This is a genomic window from Barnesiella sp. ET7 (assembly GCF_024733785.1).
Taxonomy (GTDB): domain Bacteria; phylum Bacteroidota; class Bacteroidia; order Bacteroidales; family Barnesiellaceae; genus Barnesiella; species Barnesiella merdigallinarum.
Window position 1 is genome coordinate 45,199 of record NZ_JANRHM010000021.1, and the last position, 18,135, is coordinate 63,333.

An 18,135-nucleotide genomic window follows, 5' to 3' on the forward strand; every position below is an offset into this window, starting at 1 on the left:
GATACAGCCCCGTTTCATATGTCGGATAAATTTTTTTAGAAAGGATGTCTTTCGTCCGAAACCGTCAATTTAGCACGACCTTTTGCACGACGGCTGGCCAGTACGCGACGACCGTTTGCAGTAGACATTCTCAAACGGAATCCGTGTTTGTTAATTCTTTTTCTGTTCGAAGGTTGAAATGTTCTTTTCATTGCCGTTATATTTTTATCGTTATTATTCCTTTTTTCGGACTGCAAAAATAGATACTTTTTTTTAATAAACCAAGAGATTACCCATTTTTGGGGATTTTCTTTTTGAGATTTTATTGATTTAGTTTACTTTTGTACCTCGAAAGTTCAGAAACAAAGAATAATATAAATACAAAACAGTATACAAAGTATGATTAACTCGCAAGACATTAAAAACGGAACCTGTATCCGTTTGGACGGAAAGCTCTATTTCTGTGTAGAATTTTTACATGTAAAACCGGGTAAGGGAAACACGATTATGCGTACCAAACTCAAAGATGTGGTATCGGGTCGTGTGCTTGAACGCCGCTTCAATATCGGTGAAAAACTGGAAGATGTACGGGTAGAACGTCGTCCGTATCAGTTCTCGTACAACGAGGGTGAACACTATCACTTCCTCAATCAGGAGACTTGGGACGACCTGATTATCAACAAAGACCTTATCACGGGTGTAGACTTCCTGAAAGAGGGTATGGTTGTCGAGGTGGTTTCCGATGCTTCGACCGAGACGGTGCTCTTTGCCGAATTGCCGGTAAAGGTACAGCTCGAGGTGACCTACACCGAGCCGGGTCTCAAAGGCGATACCGCTACCAATACCACCAAACCGGCTACGGTCGAGACGGGTGCTACGGTACGTGTACCTCTCTTTATCGAAACGGGCGAGATGATTGTAGTCGATACTCGCGACGGTTCGTATATCGAGCGTGCCAAATAAAGAATCGATTCCGCATTCATGCCATAAAAAACGGGTCTCGTGCAAACGGGGCCCGTTTTTTTGTGCCCGATATGTTTCGGCCCAGCTCTTGGATGGGTGTTTGAGATGAAAGATGTATATCTGTTTCACGGATATAGGAGCCGGTTCGGCATAGTCGAATTTGAAAACTTGTTTTCTCATTTGTTTCTGCACTTACCTTTTTATATATTTGTACGAAACAGAATATTACCGTTATGCCCTATTTCTCGATTATTGTACCGGTATACAACCGGCCCGACGAAGTGAGCGACCTGCTCGCGAGCCTGTCGCAACAAACCTGTAAGGATTTTGAAATCGTCTTGGTCGAAGATGGTTCGACCGTGCGGTGTGCCGATGCCGTGGCGCGTTACGAGTCATCGGTCGACATACACTACTATTATAAGGAGAACGAGGGGCGTAGCATTGCTCGCAACTACGGTATGGAGCGGGCATCGGGTCGCTATTTTATCTTTTTCGATTCCGATTGCGTGATACCGGCCCGTTACTTCGAGGTGCTGAGTGCGGCCTTGCAACGGCACTATACCGACTGTTTCGGAGGTCCCGATGCTGCTCACGACTCGTTCAGCGATGTGCAGAAGGCTATCAACTATTCGATGACCTCGTTTCTCACTACGGGCGGTATCCGGGGCGGGAAGGTCCAGCTCGAGAAGTTTACCCCGCGTACCTTCAACATGGGCTTTTCGCGTGAGGTCTACGAGCGGGTGGGCGGATTCCGCGAGATGTTCAGCGAGGACATCGACATGAGTACCCGCATCCGTCAGGCCGGATTCTCCATTACCCTCATACGCGATGCCTTTGTCTACCACAAGCGCAGGGTGAACCTGCGGCTGTTTTTCAGGCAGGTCTATATATTCGGGATGTCGCGCATTTCGCTCTACCTGCTTTACCCCGATACGCTGAAGCTTGTGCACTGGCTGCCGGCCTGTTTTGTCGTAGGGGCGTTGGTCATGATTATAGGGTCGCTCTTCTGGTGGCCGGCCATTCTGCCGTTGGTTGCCTATCTGTTGGCGGTCTTTATCGTGTCGTGGTGCGTGAACAAGCGGCTCAAAATAGCCGCGTTGTCGGTGGTAGCCAGTCTCATACAATTGTGCGGATATGGTGTGGGTTTCTTGAAAGCCTACTTCTTGAAGGTGATTCTTGGTCGTGGTCGGGACGAAGCCGAAGAGGTGCGCCTGCGTAAAGGAAAGTAGCCATGGACCGCAAGCGCGACAAGTTGAAGATAACCGAGTGGGCGGCCGAAGACCGTCCGCGCGAAAAGATGATGCTGCACGGTATCCGCTCCTTGAGCAATGCCGAGCTGATAGCGATTCTCATTGGGTCGGGCAATGTCGACGAGACGGCGGTGGAGCTGTCGCAACGCATTCTCAATGCGGCAGGCAACAGCCTGAACCGGCTGGGTAAATATGGGATAGACGATTTCGTGAAACCGTTCAAAGGGATAGGCGAAGCCAAGGCCATTACCATTATGGCGGCGTTGGAAATAGGGCGCCGCAGGCGCGACGAGGAGTTGCCCAGGCGTCCTGCTATTACCCATAGTGCCGATGTGTACAGCCTCATGCGGGGGCAAATGATTGACTTGCCGCACGAGGAGTTCTGGGTGCTCCTGCTCAACCGGGCCAACCGGGTAATTGATACCTTGCGGGTAAGCCAGGGTGGCACTGCGGCGACAGTAGTCGATGTGAAGCTGATTATGCGGTCGGCCTTGCAGCAGTTGGCCTCGGCCCTGATCCTGTGTCACAACCACCCCTCGAACAATCTCACACCCAGTGCGGCCGACGACAAGGTGACGGCCAAGATAAAGGCGGCTGCCGCCCTCTTCGATATGGCGGTGCTCGACCATATCATCGTGGGCGAAGAGGGGTACTTCAGCTATGCCGACGAGGGGAGGCTGTAAAACATTGTCGCTCTTCCCTCAATCTTTTGGGCCATGGGAGTGGCCTGTTTTTCTTATTTCTTTTCTGTCGGATATAGACTTTCGAGGTGGCGAATGACGGTTGCTCCCATCAGCCGGCTCCCTTCGGCGTTGGGGTGCAAGCCGTCGTAGAGGTATTTGTGCCCTTGCGATTCTTCGGCTTCGGTGATTCCCGACTCGTTGTACATGTCGATGGTGGGGCAGCCCAGTTTTTCGCCCGCCAGTTGTATGGCCTCGACAAACAGGGGTAAGCGGTCGACCATAGGAGCGCGCTGTATGGGGGTGAGCAGTATGATTTGAGTCTCGGGGCAATATTTTCGTATTGCCGATACGGCCCAGTTGATGGCTCCGTAGAGGGTCTCACGGTTGGCTTCGTTGTAGGGCTTCTCCAGCTCGGAGATGTCGCCGATAACTCCGTTGCCCGAGTCGTTTGTACCGCACGAGATAATCACGAGGAAGGGGCCGAAATCAGAGCCGGCCTGCTTGTGCCCAACGAGCGGCGCAGGGGTGTCGCTGTGAAATGGTTCGCCCTCGGTTTCGGGAATGACCGTTCCCTCGGGGACGACCATTTGCAGGAGGCGGAATACCTGGTTGGAGATGACGTTGTTGGTGTTGTTGCCGTCGTATACAGGTTGGGGGTTGGTGTCGACTGCTGTCCCGGGGTAGTCAATCCAACAGGCACTCGACACGGCCAGGTTGGTCAGTGACATGTCGAAGTGTTGGGCCGTGACCCAGGCCCACGAGTCGCTGGGTGCCGTGATGCTGTTGCCCAGGGCAACCAGTTGTTTCCCGACGAGTGATGCGGGGGCTTCGGGTTGAACCTGCTCTTGCTGCTGGCAACCGGTCAGCAGCATCAGTCCGATGCCGATGGAGAGAATGGAGCGAATTGCTGTCATGCCGTGTGATTGTTGTTGTAATGAAGAAGGGCTGCGCCTGAAATTGTTTTCGACACAGCCCTTCCCTGTCTTATGGAAAATGTTTTGTAATCTTATTTTTTAGCGGCGGCGTAGCGCTTGTTCAGCAACTCGACAACCTCGTTGGTGATGTCGTAGGCGGGATTGATGTAGAGTGTGCTGGCGTTGTTGAAGATAGCCTCGTATTTTTTCTCTTGGTTATACTCTTTGATGAAGGTGTTGATCGAGTCGTTCATCTGCATGAGCATCTTTTGTTGCTCGAGCATGTTCTCGTTGTCGAGGCGTTGAGCGTACTCTTGCAGGTCGGCAGCTTTCTTTTCGAGGCGTTGGTACTCCTGTTGAGCTCTTTCGGGCGAGAGGAAAGCGTTGTTCTGGTATTTGCGTTGGAAGTCGTCCTGCTCTTTCTTCAACTGCCGGGCCTTTTCGTTGATTGAGGCGCGGGCGTTCTCCTGTTTGTTGATCATCTTTTCGTTGAGATCTTTTGCATAGTTGTATTTGGAGAGCAAAGAATCTACGTTGATGTAAGCGATGGGTAATTTCCCTTCGAAGGAGGCCGACGATGCGGTGCTGTTGGAGGGTTGATTCGATGCGTTTTGTTTGTTGCCGCATTGTACCATCAATAAAGAAACGGCAATCACAGCTACAGTCCGGATTGCAAGGGTAAAAGTCTTCATGTTATTTATCAGTCTAAAATTTTATATCGTTATACAAGTTTCTCCTTCCTCTCCTGAGCATCGGTCGAGACGGCGCAGGAAATTCCTTTTTTACGCAGATATTTGTTGTCGCTGATGTGCGGGCTGGGGAAACGTCCACCTTTTACGAAGAAGACCCGTACGCCCAGCAGTACGACTGCCAGTGCAAGAAACCCTGCGGTAAAAAGGATAATTGTCCACATTCTTTCCAATATTAAAATACAGATGGCCGGTTGGGCTTTTCACAATTTGAAAACTCGGTTTTCATTTGTCTTTGCACTTCCCTTTCACTATATTTGTATAGTAAAACAAAGACCCCCGAGCGGGCAGAAACAAACGTGTTGGTTGTGTATGCCTTACGGCCGTCTTTGCTGTGCAAATATAGGAAAGGAAAATGTGAATTTGGTCGAAGAATGGAAATATTTTGACGATAGAATCGGTAAAAACGGGAAATTTAACATAAATTTCTTCGAGTACAGAAAGTTTAGCAATGAACAAATTGTAACTAAAATAGAAAAAAATGGAGATTAAAGAACTGAAACCCTCATCAATTTGGCACTATTTCGATGCCATTACTCAGGTTCCCCGTCCTTCGAAAAAGGAGGAGCGCATTCGTGAGTTCCTGTTGGCTTTTGCCCGGGAACAAAATCTGGCAGCCCAGGTCGACAAGACGGGCAACGTAGTGATTACCAAAGAGGCTACCCCGGGTTGCGAAGGGGCTGCTACCGTTATCTTGCAAGCTCACATGGATATGGTGTGCGAGAAGAACGGCGATGTGAAACACGACTTCGAGAATGACCCCATCGAGACGTATGTCGATGGCGAGTGGGTGAAGGCTCGGGGCACGACGTTGGGTGCCGACAATGGTATCGGTATGGCTGCCGCCCTGGCCGTGTTGGCCGACAAGGAGCTGAAGCACGGTCGCATACAGGCCCTCTTTACCGTCGATGAAGAGACGGGCTTGACGGGTGCCTTCGGTCTCGAAGCCGGTATGATTGACGGCAAATATCTGTTGAACCTCGATTCGGAAGACGAGGCCGAAATCTTTATCGGGTGTGCCGGCGGTATCGATACCACGTCGACCTTTACCTATAAGCAGGAGCCCCTCCCGGCCGGTAAGTTCTACTTGCGGGTCGAGGTAAAGAACCTGCTGGGCGGCCACTCGGGTGGCGATATTCATCTGGGCCGCGGCAATGCCAACAAACTGCTGGCCCGCTTCCTGTGGCTGTGCATGCAACGTCACGAGATTCACCTGTGTGCCATCGACGGCGGTAACCTGCGCAACGCCATACCGCGCGAGGCCATGGCGGTGATTGCCGTGAATCCCGAGGATAAGGAGGCTATCCGGGCCGAGGTCAACCACTTTGCTGCCGATGTGGCTGCCGAGTTGAGTGGCGTGGACCCGAATGTGACGGTAGATGTTGCTACGGCCGATGCACCCGAGTTCATGATTGAAGATGGAGTGGCCCGTTCGCTCGTCAGTGCCCTCTATGCGGCACCTCACGGGGTGATAGCCATGAGCCACGATATTGAGGGGTTGGTAGAGACCTCGACCAACCTGGCCTCGGTGAAGATGACCGAGCCGGGTAAGATTGTGGTGGCTACGAGCCAGCGCAGTTCGGTCGAGTCGGAGAAGTACGACATCGCCTATCAGGTAGAGTGTCTTTTCCGGATGGCCGGTGCCGAGCCTACGCATGGCGACGGTTACCCCGGATGGAAACCCAACATGCACTCGCACATCAAGGATATTGCCGTGGCTGCCTATGAGGAGCTTTACCAGCAGACCCCGGCCATCAAGGCTATCCACGCCGGTCTCGAGTGCGGCCTGTTCCTGACGAAGTATCCGCAACTCGACATGATTTCGTTCGGTCCCACGTTGCGGGGCGTACACTCTCCCGACGAGATGATGCACATCCCGGCCGTAGAGAAGTTCTGGAACCACCTGGTTCTCATTCTGGAGAAGGTGGCTGCCGAGCATTGATACATTCCGCTCGGGGAGGGGATTCCCTCCCCGGCATAGTCTCGCCGTTGGCGGGGATAGATACAAAAAAAGGGAGGCGCGATTGCCTCCCTTTTTTGTATGTGATACGGTGCTTATTTCATAGCCAGATTGAGCTGTTGTGCAGCTTGTTGGTAGGCCAGTACACCGGCTTGCGAAAGCTCTACGGTCATGTTGTTGCCGTCGGCACCTACCATTTGTACGTGGTTGTCATCGACGAAGGTCATGAATTTGGTCGTTTCGCCGTTAGCCGAGAGAGACCAGGAGTTGTCGTTGCTGTCGAATACGAAACCGATGGTCGAGTTGTCGGCCGTGTTGGTAATGGTGTAGCCGTCTTTATCGGTCTTTACCAGATAGATGTCACCGTTTTCGCCTTTCACTTCCTTGGTCGATTCCTGAGCGATGGGGCTGCTGCCGGTCCAGAATTCAATAGAGTTGAGCACAATGAGGTCAACAAATACGGTTGCCTCGTATACCGGGATAATATGGAAGGCGATAAATACGAGTTCGTTTACAAATTTGTTGCCTACACCGCCGTTCCAGCTAAGTACCTTGTTGGTGAGGCTGAACGATCCGATACAAGACGAGAAGCAGAGAGTCGCTGCTAAGGTAAGGGCAATAGCCACATTCAGTTTGTTCTTTTTCATCGTTTTAAATTTTTAGTTAGAAATATGTAATACGCAAAATTTAGTAAGTTGAAAAAGAGGGCGGCATGGTGGCAAAAGATGGCGCGAAACATGCTGCACGGCAATTCATTTGATGGCGATAGGGCCAATTTCAGGTTCATCGAGCAGGAGACTCACACACGGCATTTCCCGTCTCTTGTCGGGGAGAGGGAGGACTGACGAGTACAGAGACCGGTGAAAATCGACGTTCTTCTACCAGACCGATTGACTTCTATCTTTTACAAAGATAAAAAACTTTTGGAGAAAAAGGTTTTTATAAGGGGATTTTTTCTTGATATATTTTGTAATATCGCAGAACCTCATGAACATAGGCTACGGTTTGGCGTCCTCTGAAATAGCCGAATTTGCACACTTCGTCGTTGAAATACTCGGGGTTGCTCTTGAGCAGGATGAAGTCGCTCACGTTGTCGTCCCATACATAGGGGTTCTTGCCGTACTTCTCGGCCAGCGCCATGGCGTCGAGCACGTGGCCGAGCCCGGCATTGTAGGCGGCGAGGATAAACTTGAGCCGCTCGTTCTTGTTCTGGATGGCCGAGAGGCTTTTGTTGAGCGATTGTATGCTTTTGACGGCCGCCTTCAGATTCTTCTCGGGGTTGGTAATCTCCTGGGCCGATACCCCGAAGGCCTGTGCCGTGCGAGGCATCAGTTGCATCAGTCCCCGGGCTCCGGCCCACGATACGGCCAGGGTGTCGAAGTGCGACTCGTTGTAGGCCTGTGCGGCGAGTATGCGCCAGTCCCAGTCGAGTTCGCGGGCATACTTTTTAAATAGGTGGTCGTAGATGGATATTTGTCCTTTCGAGACCGACAGCACGGCCGAGTTGGGGAACGACTTGCTCAGTTCGAAATACCGGCGCGAGATGCTGCGGTAGGAGTCGGATTTCTGGTTCTCCTTCACCCACTGGTTGATGGCGTGTGCCAGGGCGGGCGAGGTCTTGCTCACGGCCCACGAGGCCCGTTGGGGGAAGCTCACCTGCAGGTGGATGTCGATGTTGTTGTAATAGGTGCGGTTCAACTGCGCCAGGTTGTTGTCGGCCAGGGTGTAGGGTATCTCGCCGGTCGAGACCATCTCGATGAGCTCTTCGGTCACCACCGTATCCTTGTCGATGTGGTGGATGTGTATGCCGCCGCCCAATTCGTTGTTGAGGTTGTTGATGCGCTCTTCGTATTTCGAGCCGGCTTCGACGTAGACATCTTTCCCGATGAGGTCGACCACGTCGTTTATCATTTCGTCCTTGGGCTTGCGGGGCTGGATGAGCACTTGGTGGGTGATGTTTTCGGCACCGCAGTAGAGCCACTCGTTTTTGGCGTCGCCGATGATGGGCATCTCGTAGGCGATGACGTCGCCCTTGCCCTGTTGCAGCATCTCGGTGAGGTGCTTGATGTTGTCGGCTACGATGACGGTGGTCTTGAGGTTGTAGTGGTCGGCAAACTGTTTGATGCGTTCGTATTCATAACCCATCTCTTCGCCTCGGTAGAGGAAGTAGGAGGTGGAGCTGTAGAGCGTGAGAACTCGCAGTTCGCCCCGCTCGCAGATGGAGTCGAAGTCGTTCGGCACCTCTTCGGCGGTGTGCTGCTTGTTCCCTCCGCAGGCCGTGAGCAGACAGAGGGCGAGGAGCACATATATCCAGCGGGATATGTTCCTCGGCATAGGCTTACCCTTTGAGCTTGTGAGAGATAAAGTTGGTCATAATCTCGATGGCGACCGTGTTGTGACCGCCCTGCGGGATGATGATGTCGGCGTAGCGTTTGGTAGGTTCGATGTGTTGCAGGTGCATGGGTTTGAGTACCCGTTGGTAGCGGTCGATTACCATCTCGACCGTGCGTCCCCGCTCGATGATGTCGCGGTTGATGACCCGGATGAGGCGGTCATCGGCATCGGCATCGACAAATACTTTCATGTCCATCATGTTGCGCAACTCTTCGTTGCAGAGAATCAGGATACCCTCGACGATGATGATGTCGCGAGGCTCGACGGTAATCGTCTCCTTTGACCGGGTGCAGGTGAGGAACGAGTAGATGGGCTGCTCGATGGGGCGGCCCGCCTTCAGCTCTTTGAGGTGCTTGACCAGCAGGTCGAAGTCGATGGCTGCCGGCTCGTCGAAGTTGATGTTCTGACGTTCGTCTTCCGGCACATCGCTGCTGTCCCAATAATAGGAGTCCTGGGGAATAACGGCTGTTTGTCCGGGAGGAAGGCTCTCAATGATTTTTCGCACGACGGTGGTTTTGCCCGACCCGGTTCCACCGGCTATTCCTATGATTAACATGACGCTTCTGGTTTTAGGGGTGTGACTTGATCGTTATTTGTACTCAAACCGGCCTTTGTCCGATTCGATGATTAGCTCGTTGTGGTCGGCTGCCTGTGTGTAGCCGATGATGCGGGCATCGATGTCGAACGAGCGGCTGATGTCGATCACGCGTTGGGCATCCTCGGCGTCGACATAGACCTCCATGCGGTGACCCATGTTGAAGACCTTGTACATCTCGTGCCAGTCGGTACCCGATTGCTCCTGGATGATGCTGAACAGCGGGGGTACGGGGAAGAGGTTGTTCTTGATGACCCGCATGTTTTCCACGAAGTGCATCACTTTGGTCTGGGCTCCGCCCGAGCAGTGTACCATACCGTGCACGCGCGGACGCATCTCGTCGAGCAGTTTCTTGATGACGGGGGCATAGGTACGAGTGGGCGAGAGCACCAGTTTGCCGGCGTCGATACCCAGTTCGGCAATCTGGTCGGTCAGTTTCAACTTGCCCGAGTATACCAGCTCTTCGGGTACGGCGTTGTCGTAGCTCTCGGGGTATTTGGCTGCGAGGTATTTGGCAAATACATCGTGGCGGGCCGAGGTGAGTCCGTTGCTGCCCATGCCGCCGTTGTACTCTTTTTCGTACGAGGCTTTGCCGTAGGACGAGAGTCCCACGATGACGTCGCCCGGGCGTATGTGCTCGTTCGATACCACATCCTTGCGCTTCATGCGGCAAGTCACGGTGCTGTCGACGATAATCGTGCGCACCAGGTCGCCCACGTCGGCCGTCTCGCCGCCCGTGCTGTAAGCGTTCACGCCCAGTGCGCGCAGTTCGGCAAGCAGCTCTTCGGTGCCGTTGATGATGGCCGAAATCACTTCGCCGGGGACCAGCAGCTTGTTTCGGCCGATGGTCGACGAAACCAGTATGTTGTCGGTGGCTCCTACGCAGAGCAGGTCGTCGATGTTCATGATGAGGGCATCCTGTGCAATGCCTCGCCACACGCTCAGATCGCCGGTTTCGCGCCAATACATGTAGGCCAGCGACGACTTGGTGCCGGCACCGTCGGCGTGCATGATGTTGCAATACTCGGGGTCGCCGCCCAGAATATCGGGAATGATCTTACAGAAGGCTTTGGGAAAGATACCCTTGTCTATATTCTTGATAGCGTTGTGTACATCTTCTTTCGAAGCCGATACGCCGCGCAGGTTGTAACGTTGGTCGCTCATAGGTATGTGTAATTGATGCTTACAAAATTAGTGCAAAAATGGCATCGGTGCAAGCATCTGGTTTATAAAACGAGTGTCAGGTAGATGAATATCACGGGCGATGCCAGAAGTTCGCTGTCGAACCGGTCGAGAATGCCGCCGTGCCCGGGGAGCAGTTTGCCCGAATCTTTGGCTCCGGCCGTACGCTTGAGCAGCGATTCGCACAGGTCGCCCCAGGTCGAGAATACCGAGGTGAGTATCCCCATGATTACCCATTGCACGGTGGTGAGCATGCCGGGTATGATGTAGTTCAGGCACAGGGCGAGTATGATGCAGAAGAGCAGGCCGCCGAAAAATCCCTCCCACGACTTCTTGGGCGAGATGCGCTCGAAGAGCCGGTGGCGCCCCAGCGTGCTGCCTACGACGTAGGCGCCGGTATCGTTTATCCAGATGAAGGCGAAGAGGGCCATCAGTATGTATTCGGGGTGACCGTACAGCAGTTGATATTCGGTACTGTATCCCCATACACCGAGCAGCGCAAGGGGCAGAACGATATAGATTTGTCCCAATATGCTGTATGCCCAACCCATGACGGGCAACTTGTCGGGCGACAGGTAGAGCTGGATGATGGGGCGTGCTACCAGATAGATGAGGTAGGTGAGTATCGAGGCTTTATGAAGCGACTCGCCTAATTGGCCCGAATAGGAAAAGGCCGTGAGAAACAGGGCGCAGGCTCCTGCCATATCGATGACAAAAGTGAGTTGATCGAATGGCCTGCCGAATCGGGTAAGCATGAGAAATTCGACATAGCCAAGCAGGGCGACGATACCAAAAATGCCCAGAAAGGTATAGGCTCCCGACAAGACAGCCGTAGTAATGATAACGATAAACAGTATACCGGTAAAAGTTCGGGTCAGTAGATTTTTCACGGTTCCTTATTTTTGATGTTGGGTGAATTATAAGGCATATAGCGACAGTTGCGGGCAGCGGGTACTCGGCATAGGCTGTGCTTTACGCTTTCATATAGTTTACAAATATAGGTATAATCCCATAAAGCGGCCCTTCTGGGTAGTTTTTTTTTGTGATAAAGCGATAAAAAAAGAGATACAGTCGATTGTCGGCTGTATCTCTTGTATCATGTAGATTCTCTCGCTTGTCGGGCGGTTAGGCCTTCGAGTCGGAGGTATCTTTTTCATTTCCTTTTGTTTCGCCGTTTTCAGCCTTGGGTTGGTCGGCCGTGCCTTCGGCTGTCGGTTGAGGTTTTTCGTCAGATGGTGTCGGGTTGCCTTCGGCCTCCGGTTTTTTGTGTTCGGCCTCTTCCTCCTTCTTGGCTGCCTCTTCGTCTTGCAGTATCTCTTCGGTACGCGAAATCCACGGACGCTTGCCGAATATCTGCTCCACGTCTTCGGCAAAGATAACCTCGCGGGTAATCAGTACCTCGGCCAGTTTGGCATGCTTCTCGGCATTCTCGCGCAGAATCGACTTGGCGCGCTCGTACTGTTCGTTTACGATTCGGCTCACCTCTTTGTCGATGAGTTTGGCCGTCTCTTCGCTGTACGGTTTGGTGAATCCATACTCCTGACCCGTAGAGTCGTAGTAGGAGAGGTTGGGCAACTGCTCGCTCATACCGAAGTAGACCACCATGGCGTAGGCCTGCTTGGTGACCCGCTCCAAGTCGTTCGAGGCGCCGGTCGAGATGCGTCCGAGGAATACCTCTTCGGCGGCCCGGCCTCCCAGCGTGGCACACATCTCGTCGAGCATCTGCTCGCGGGTGGTGATTTGCCGCTCTTCGGGCAGATACCAGGCAGCGCCCAGCGCGCGACCGCGTGGTACGATGGTCACCTTGATGAGCGGGTTGGCATATTGCAGCAGCCAGCTGATCGAGGCATGCCCGGCTTCGTGTATGGCGATGGAGCGTTTCTCCTCTTGAGTCGTGATTTTCGACCGCTTCTCCAGACCGCCTACGATACGGTCGACGGCATCCATAAAGTCCTGACGCTGTACGCTCTTCTTGTTCTTGCGGGCGGCAATCAGGGCGGCTTCGTTGCAGACGTTGGCAATGTCGGCCCCCGAGAATCCCGGGGTCTGGCGGGCCAACAGGTCTACATCGACCGAGTCGTCGATCTTCACGTTGCGCAGGTGTACCTTGAAGATGGCCTTTCGGTCGTTCAATTCGGGCAACTCTACGTAGATTTGACGGTCGAAACGTCCGGCACGCAGCAGGGCCTTGTCCAGAATGTCGGCCCGGTTGGTGGCAGCCAGAATGATGACGCCGCTGTTCGACCCGAAACCATCCATTTCGGTAAGCAACTGGTTCAGGGTGTTCTCCCGCTCGTCGTTGGAACCCATGTTGGGGTTCTTGCCACGGGCCCGACCCACGGCATCGATCTCGTCGATGAATACGATACAGGGGGCTTTCTCCTTGGCTTGGCGGAAGAGGTCGCGCACACGCGATGCACCCACGCCTACGAACATCTCGACGAAGTCGGAACCCGACAGCGAGAAGAACGGTACGTTGGCTTCGCCGGCTACGGCTTTGGCCAACAGGGTTTTACCGGTACCCGGGGGGCCTACCAGAAGAGCACCCTTGGGAATTTTACCGCCCAGGTCGGTATATCGGCTGGGGTTTTTCAAGAACTCTACAATCTCTTCGACCTCCTGTTTGGCTTCCGAAAGTCCGGCCACGTCGTCGAAGGTTACCTTCACGGCACCGTCTTTATCGAAAAGCTGTGCTTTGGCCTTGCCCACATTGAACACGCCGCCGCCACCGCCTCCGCCCTGGTTGGTCATTCGGCGGGCCAGATAAATCCAGAAGATAATAAAGAATACGATGGGACCGAACGTCCACAGGATGTTGGTCAGGTCGCTGCTGTTCTCGTAATTGACGTCGGCGTTGAAACCGTAGTCTTTTTTCCACGCCTCGAGGGTAGTGGCAAAGCTGTCGCCCGAGGGTATGTTGGTGTATACGATGGGTTTGCCGGTAATCTTGTCGGTTTTGAAAATAGCTTTGGCCGTGCTGTCGTTGAGTTGCGCCTCGACGTAGTCCTTCTTGGCATGAACCGTTACGTTGGTCATGCCGCCCTCCTTGGCTATCTTTTCAAATTCCGACCAGTTCACCTCCTTGCTCATCGAAGGATCGTTGGCATAGTAGAGGCCAAACAGAAGCAGTGCGATAATCGCATACATCCAGTACAGGTTGAACCGGATGCGCTTCTTCTTATTAGGCCCTAATGGAGACATGTTGTTGTTTCCCATATTTTATATATAGTATAAGATGCAAATGGTGTATCAAAAATTATTCCACGTCAGGAATCTCTGTCAATTTGGCATCGTTCCACAATTGTTCGAGTTTGTAGTAGTTGCGGTATTCGGGCAGGAAAACATGTACCAGAATGCTGCCGTAGTCGATAATTATCCATTGGCTGTTTTGGTATCCGTCGTATCCGAAAGGTTTGGTGCCGGTGTGTTGCTGCACATACTCTCTCACGCTGTCGGCAATCGCTGCCACTTGGGTAGTCGACTGTCCCTCGCAGATGACGAAGTATGAAGCTGCAGCCGATTCTATGTCCGAGAGATCTACGGTGGTGATTTTTTTCCCTTTTTTTTCTTGAATGCCTTCTATAATGGTTTGGATTAGTTGTTTTTCTTTCATTTACTTATTATATGGCTTATATGTATATATTCTCATTTTGCAAAGATAATGCGATTTTTCCAATTACGAGAAAATAGCTTTGTTATAAAATTAAGGCTTTCGTTAAAAACTCCTTTTGCTAACTGTGGGTATAATAGGATTTTGCAGAATAACGAATGAAAAACAGAAAAGTTCGGCTGCGAGGTTTGGTTGCTTTGCCTATATTCCGATAATATAGAATACGGTTTGGAATAAAGAAATATCTGAAATCGGGGTCCGATATTTTATTTTCCGCTTGACTTTCGTCGTACTCTCGGGGTATAGGAGTCGGTTTGGCATAGTCAAACTTAAAAACTTCGTTTTTGTTTGCCTCTGCTCTCGCCTTTCGCTATATTTCCAGAATATAGGAGTCGGTTCGGCATAGCCAAACTTAAAAACTTCGTTTTTTTGTTTGCCTCTGCTCTCACCTTTCACTATATTTGTTGCCGAATAATTTGTAACACTCAATATGGAAATCAAAGGAAAAATCATTCACGTGCTGCCGTTGCAGGAGGGTGTATCGAGAGCCGGCAACCCGTGGAAGAAACAAGAGTATGTATTGGAAACCGAGGAGCAATATCCTCGCAAGGTATGTTTCAATCTTTTTGGCGATAAGGTAGATCAATATCCGGCAGCAATCGGCGACGACGTGACGGTCAGCTTCGACCTCGAGAGCCGCGAGTTTAACGGCCGTTGGTACACCGACGTGAGAGCCTGGAAAATAGAGAAGTCGGCTCCCGCAGCTCAGGGCGTACCCGATATGCCGCCCATGCCCAACGATATACCTCCGTTCCCGCCGGCCCCGGCTGCTTCCGACATGCCGGCCTCGTCGACCGACGATCTGCCGTTCTGATGGACCGGAGAATGTCCCCGCTGCGGCGTGGATTGGGAAACGAAGCATAATGAAATTGTACCGGGAGGTCGCAGGGGTATTGATACCCTTGCGACCTCTTTGCTTTATCTACTTTTGTATTTATTGTGCTATTTTCTCTTTTTATTGTGAACGGAAAACTCTATTTTTACTCCCTCGAAAAGAAACCCTATAAACCGTAAAAACGATGATTAGATTAAATGTTTTTGTGAGAGTCGATGAGGCTCGTCGCGCCGAATTTTTGGAGATTGCTAAAAAGTTGACCGAATGCTCACTCAAAGAGGAGGGCTGTGTGGCTTACGATATTTTCGAGAGTGCTACGCGTCACGATGTGTTGATGATTTGTGAAACCTGGAAAGACGATGAGGCTCTGCGTGCCCATGAGCAGACTACTCACTTTGTCACTTATGTGGGGCAGATGCACTCCTTGGGCGAGATGAAGCAAGAGCGATTCAACTTCTGATTCGGTATTCCCGAGTATAATATCGAACAGGAATGAAGTGGAGTAAGTTGTTTCTGGTTGCGGTTGCCTTGATGGCAGTCGCACCTTTCACGTCGTGTGGCGATGATGACAATCACGCCTCGATACCTACCCGCCCCTCGGGCGAAAACGAGGCCGACTCGATAGCTATCGCTCAGATTTCGTGGCAGGAGCGGGAGATTCGGGATGGTGTCGTGAGCAAGACGGCTCAGGTGCAAAAGCTCTTTGACTATCCGCAAACGATAAGCATGTTGGAAATCGACCTGAACAAGGCCAATGTTTCGTTTGTCGTTTCGTATGAGGTCTCGTTGAGCAAGACTACCAGCGACCGGGCCATCGCGGCCAATGCGTTGGCGGCGATAAACGGTACCTTTTTCAATACCTCGACCGGTGTAAGCCGTCACTTCTTGAAGTGTAACGGCACTGTGGTGGCTACCACCGAGACCAACGAGTTTTCGACTCGTGCCACCGGGGCCTTCTGTGCCACGGGCGACCGGGTGGAGATAAAGACGTGGAGCTCGAGCGACGAGGCTTCGCTCGGGGGCGACTATCAGCAGGTAGTCGTGTCGGGGCCGCTGATGATGGACAACGGGCACGATGTGGCCATGTGGGCCAATTCGTTTACAACCGATACACACCCGCGTACCTGCGTGGCAACGACCGACGACAATCGGGTGCTCTTTATCGTCTTCGATGGCCGTCTCGATGGAGCCAAGGGGGTGAACCTCTACGATCTGCGCACCTTTGCTCGGCAGATGGGGGCGACCGATGCTCTCAACCTCGACGGTGGGGGCTCTTCGACCCTCTATATCCAGTCCTATGGCGTGATCAATCACCCTTGCGACAATGGCAAGTACGACCACGAAGGCGAGCGTGCAGTCCCCTCGGTATTGATGGTGAAGACAAACTGAATCCCGTAAATACAGGCATCTCGGCGGGGCGATGGGGGTTAAACCCGAATCGTCCCGCTTTTTTGTGTAAAAAACGGGCTCGGCATGATGGAAAAAAAGAATAAAATTCTTATCTTTCAACCGAAATAATTTAATCTTATAAATCTTAATCTATGATAGTAGGAATCCCCAAAGAAATCAAGAACAACGAGAATCGAGTGGGTATGACTCCCGCCGGAGTGAACGAACTGGTACGGAGAGGTCATACGGTGTATGTGCAGAAAGGCGCAGGCGAAAATAGCGGGTTCCCCGACGAGCAGTACGAGCGTGTGGGTGCCAAGATATTGCCCACTATTGCCGATGTATATGCCGTGGCCGAGATGATAGTCAAGGTCAAGGAACCCATCGAGCCCGAGTATCCCCTCATTCGCAAAGGGCAGTTGTTGTTTACCTATTTCCATTTTGCATCGGACCGCAAGCTCACCGAGGCTATGATGGCCAGTGGAGCTACCTGTTTGGCCTATGAAACGGTCGAGCTGAAAGACCACAGTCTGCCGCTGCTTATCCCCATGTCCGAGGTGGCCGGCCGTATGGCTACCCAAGAGGGGGCCCGCTTCCTGGAGCGCCCGCAGGGCGGCAAAGGTAAACTGATGGGTGGTGTGCCGGGTGTGAAACCGGCCAAGGTGCTGGTAATCGGCGGTGGTGTGGTAGGTTATGCTGCTGCCTGTGTGGCCGCCGGTATGGGTGCCGATGTTACCATTGCCGACTTGTCGCTGGCCCGGTTGCGCTACATCGATGAGGTTCGCCCCGCCAACATCAAGACCCTCTACTCGTCCGAATTCAATATACGAGCCGAGCTTCCCACGACCGATTTGGTAATCGGGGCTGTGCTTATCCCCGGAGCCAAGGCGCCGCATCTCATCACCCGTGATATGCTGGGATTGATGGAGAAGGGGTCGGTGCTGGTCGATGTCGCAATCGATCAGGGTGGCTGCTTCGAGACTTCGCATCCGACTACACACTCCGAGCCCGTCTACGAAGTTGATGGTATCGTGCACTATTGCGTGGCCAATATTCCGGGAGCCGTTTCGGCTACCTCGACCTTGGCCTTGACCAACGCAACTTTGCCCTATGCCCTCAAGCTGGCCGATAAAGGTTGGGAAAAAGCCTGTGCCGAAGACGAAGCTCTCTGCAAAGGTCTGAATGTAGTCGACGGTAAAATCGTTTATCCTGCCGTAGCCGAAGCTTTCGGGTTGCCGTGCGAGAAGATATAAGCCGATAATTTCACTCGAATATACCCTTTGTTCGTTCCTGTTGCTCCGTAGAGTGGCAGGAACGAATTTTTTGCGAAAAAAAGTTTGTTTATAACGGAGTGAAAATGGGGAAGTTGAGAGAAAAGTATGTTTTATAGCATAAAAAAGTCCTCAAAAAATTTGGAGGGAATATATAAAAACGCCTACCTTTGCATCGCTTTTCGAAAGAACACCGGGTCAACCGGAGCGAAAACGGAGGGCACAGTTCATTGACAAGACTGAAAAGAAGCAAGTGTAGTACAAGAGAAAAGAGAGAACGAAGTCAATTCGGCCGGGAGTT

General features: G+C 52.2%; 19 protein-coding genes. 8 read left to right on the top strand and 11 right to left on the bottom strand.

Going from position 1 to position 18,135, the window contains the following annotated elements; all coding sequences use genetic code 11:
- Nucleotides 1–35: 35 nt before the first annotated feature.
- The gene (gene rpmH, locus NW211_RS12175) at nt 36–191 is read right to left on the bottom strand and encodes a 50S ribosomal protein L34 (protein ID WP_008862477.1); all 156 of its coding nucleotides are present in this window, start codon (nt 189–191) and stop codon (nt 36–38) included.
- A 187-nt stretch (nt 192–378) separates the two neighbouring features.
- On the opposite strand from rpmH, the gene efp reads away from it, so the two are divergent.
- From efp to radC, 3 genes are all read left to right on the top strand, one after another.
- Nucleotides 379–942 carry an elongation factor P gene (gene efp / locus NW211_RS12180; RefSeq protein WP_008862476.1) on the top strand — a complete coding sequence of 188 codons (564 nt, stop codon included), beginning with the start codon at nt 379–381 and terminating at the stop codon, nt 940–942.
- Nucleotides 943–1,175: 233 nt separating this feature from the next.
- Nucleotides 1,176–2,171, top strand: coding sequence for a glycosyltransferase (locus NW211_RS12185; protein WP_258328002.1), 996 nt, complete (start codon nt 1,176–1,178; stop codon nt 2,169–2,171).
- Between the two features lie 2 nt (nt 2,172–2,173).
- A complete protein-coding gene (gene radC, locus NW211_RS12190; protein WP_258328003.1) occupies nt 2,174–2,875 on the top strand; it encodes a DNA repair protein RadC in 702 nt (233 codons plus the stop codon).
- Between the two features lie 53 nt (nt 2,876–2,928).
- On the opposite strand, the gene NW211_RS12195 is transcribed toward radC, so the two are convergent.
- The 3 genes from NW211_RS12195 to NW211_RS12205 form a co-directional block, all read right to left on the bottom strand.
- Nucleotides 2,929–3,789, bottom strand: a complete 861-nt coding sequence (locus NW211_RS12195; protein ID WP_258328004.1) for an SGNH/GDSL hydrolase family protein — start codon at nt 3,787–3,789, stop codon at nt 2,929–2,931.
- Between the two features lie 92 nt (nt 3,790–3,881).
- Nucleotides 3,882–4,481, bottom strand: coding sequence for an OmpH family outer membrane protein (locus NW211_RS12200; RefSeq protein ID WP_258328005.1), 600 nt, complete (start codon nt 4,479–4,481; stop codon nt 3,882–3,884).
- Between the two features lie 29 nt (nt 4,482–4,510).
- Nucleotides 4,511–4,702: a hypothetical protein gene (locus NW211_RS12205; RefSeq protein ID WP_258328006.1), complete on the bottom strand. Its 192-nt coding sequence runs from the start codon at nt 4,700–4,702 to the stop codon at nt 4,511–4,513.
- Nucleotides 4,703–5,019: 317 nt separating this feature from the next.
- Between NW211_RS12205 and NW211_RS12210 the strand changes: the two genes are divergently transcribed.
- The gene (locus tag NW211_RS12210; protein ID WP_258328007.1) at nt 5,020–6,480 is read left to right on the top strand and encodes an aminoacyl-histidine dipeptidase; all 1,461 of its coding nucleotides are present in this window, start codon (nt 5,020–5,022) and stop codon (nt 6,478–6,480) included.
- 113 nt (nt 6,481–6,593) lie between these two features.
- Here NW211_RS12210 and NW211_RS12215 read toward each other — a convergent pair whose 3' ends face one another.
- From NW211_RS12215 to rsfS, 7 genes are all read right to left on the bottom strand, one after another.
- Nucleotides 6,594–7,145 (bottom strand): DUF3332 domain-containing protein, encoded by a 552-nt coding sequence (locus NW211_RS12215; RefSeq protein ID WP_087409677.1) that lies wholly within the window; start codon nt 7,143–7,145, stop codon nt 6,594–6,596.
- Nucleotides 7,146–7,437: 292 nt separating this feature from the next.
- Nucleotides 7,438–8,832: a transglycosylase SLT domain-containing protein gene (locus NW211_RS12220; RefSeq protein WP_258328008.1), complete on the bottom strand. Its 1,395-nt coding sequence runs from the start codon at nt 8,830–8,832 to the stop codon at nt 7,438–7,440.
- Nucleotides 8,833–8,836: 4 nt separating this feature from the next.
- Complete coding sequence (udk, locus tag NW211_RS12225) at nt 8,837–9,448, bottom strand: uridine kinase (protein ID WP_087409675.1); 612 nt, start codon at nt 9,446–9,448, stop codon at nt 8,837–8,839.
- A 33-nt stretch (nt 9,449–9,481) separates the two neighbouring features.
- On the bottom strand, nt 9,482–10,651 hold the full coding sequence (locus NW211_RS12230) for an AIR synthase related protein (RefSeq protein WP_258328009.1): 1,170 nt from the start codon (nt 10,649–10,651) through the stop codon (nt 9,482–9,484).
- 62 nt (nt 10,652–10,713) lie between these two features.
- On the bottom strand, nt 10,714–11,559 hold the full coding sequence (locus NW211_RS12235; protein WP_258328010.1) for a phosphatidate cytidylyltransferase: 846 nt from the start codon (nt 11,557–11,559) through the stop codon (nt 10,714–10,716).
- Nucleotides 11,560–11,794: 235 nt separating this feature from the next.
- Nucleotides 11,795–13,885, bottom strand: a complete 2,091-nt coding sequence (gene ftsH, locus NW211_RS12240; RefSeq protein ID WP_258328011.1) for an ATP-dependent zinc metalloprotease FtsH — start codon at nt 13,883–13,885, stop codon at nt 11,795–11,797.
- 40 nt (nt 13,886–13,925) lie between these two features.
- The gene (gene rsfS / locus NW211_RS12245) at nt 13,926–14,282 is read right to left on the bottom strand and encodes a ribosome silencing factor (protein WP_087409671.1); all 357 of its coding nucleotides are present in this window, start codon (nt 14,280–14,282) and stop codon (nt 13,926–13,928) included.
- A 487-nt stretch (nt 14,283–14,769) separates the two neighbouring features.
- On the opposite strand from rsfS, the gene NW211_RS12250 reads away from it, so the two are divergent.
- The 4 genes from NW211_RS12250 to ald all read left to right on the top strand — a co-directional run bounded on the left by NW211_RS12250 (nt 14,770) and on the right by ald (nt 17,816).
- Complete coding sequence (locus NW211_RS12250; protein ID WP_258328012.1) at nt 14,770–15,153, top strand: DUF3127 domain-containing protein; 384 nt, start codon at nt 14,770–14,772, stop codon at nt 15,151–15,153.
- Between the two features lie 205 nt (nt 15,154–15,358).
- A complete protein-coding gene (locus NW211_RS12255; protein WP_087409669.1) occupies nt 15,359–15,634 on the top strand; it encodes a putative quinol monooxygenase in 276 nt (91 codons plus the stop codon).
- 32 nt (nt 15,635–15,666) lie between these two features.
- A complete protein-coding gene (locus NW211_RS12260) occupies nt 15,667–16,563 on the top strand; it encodes a phosphodiester glycosidase family protein (RefSeq protein ID WP_258328013.1) in 897 nt (298 codons plus the stop codon).
- Nucleotides 16,564–16,715: 152 nt separating this feature from the next.
- Nucleotides 16,716–17,816 carry an alanine dehydrogenase gene (ald, locus tag NW211_RS12265; protein ID WP_258328014.1) on the top strand — a complete coding sequence of 367 codons (1,101 nt, stop codon included), beginning with the start codon at nt 16,716–16,718 and terminating at the stop codon, nt 17,814–17,816.
- Nucleotides 17,817–18,135: the final 319 nt, after the last annotated feature.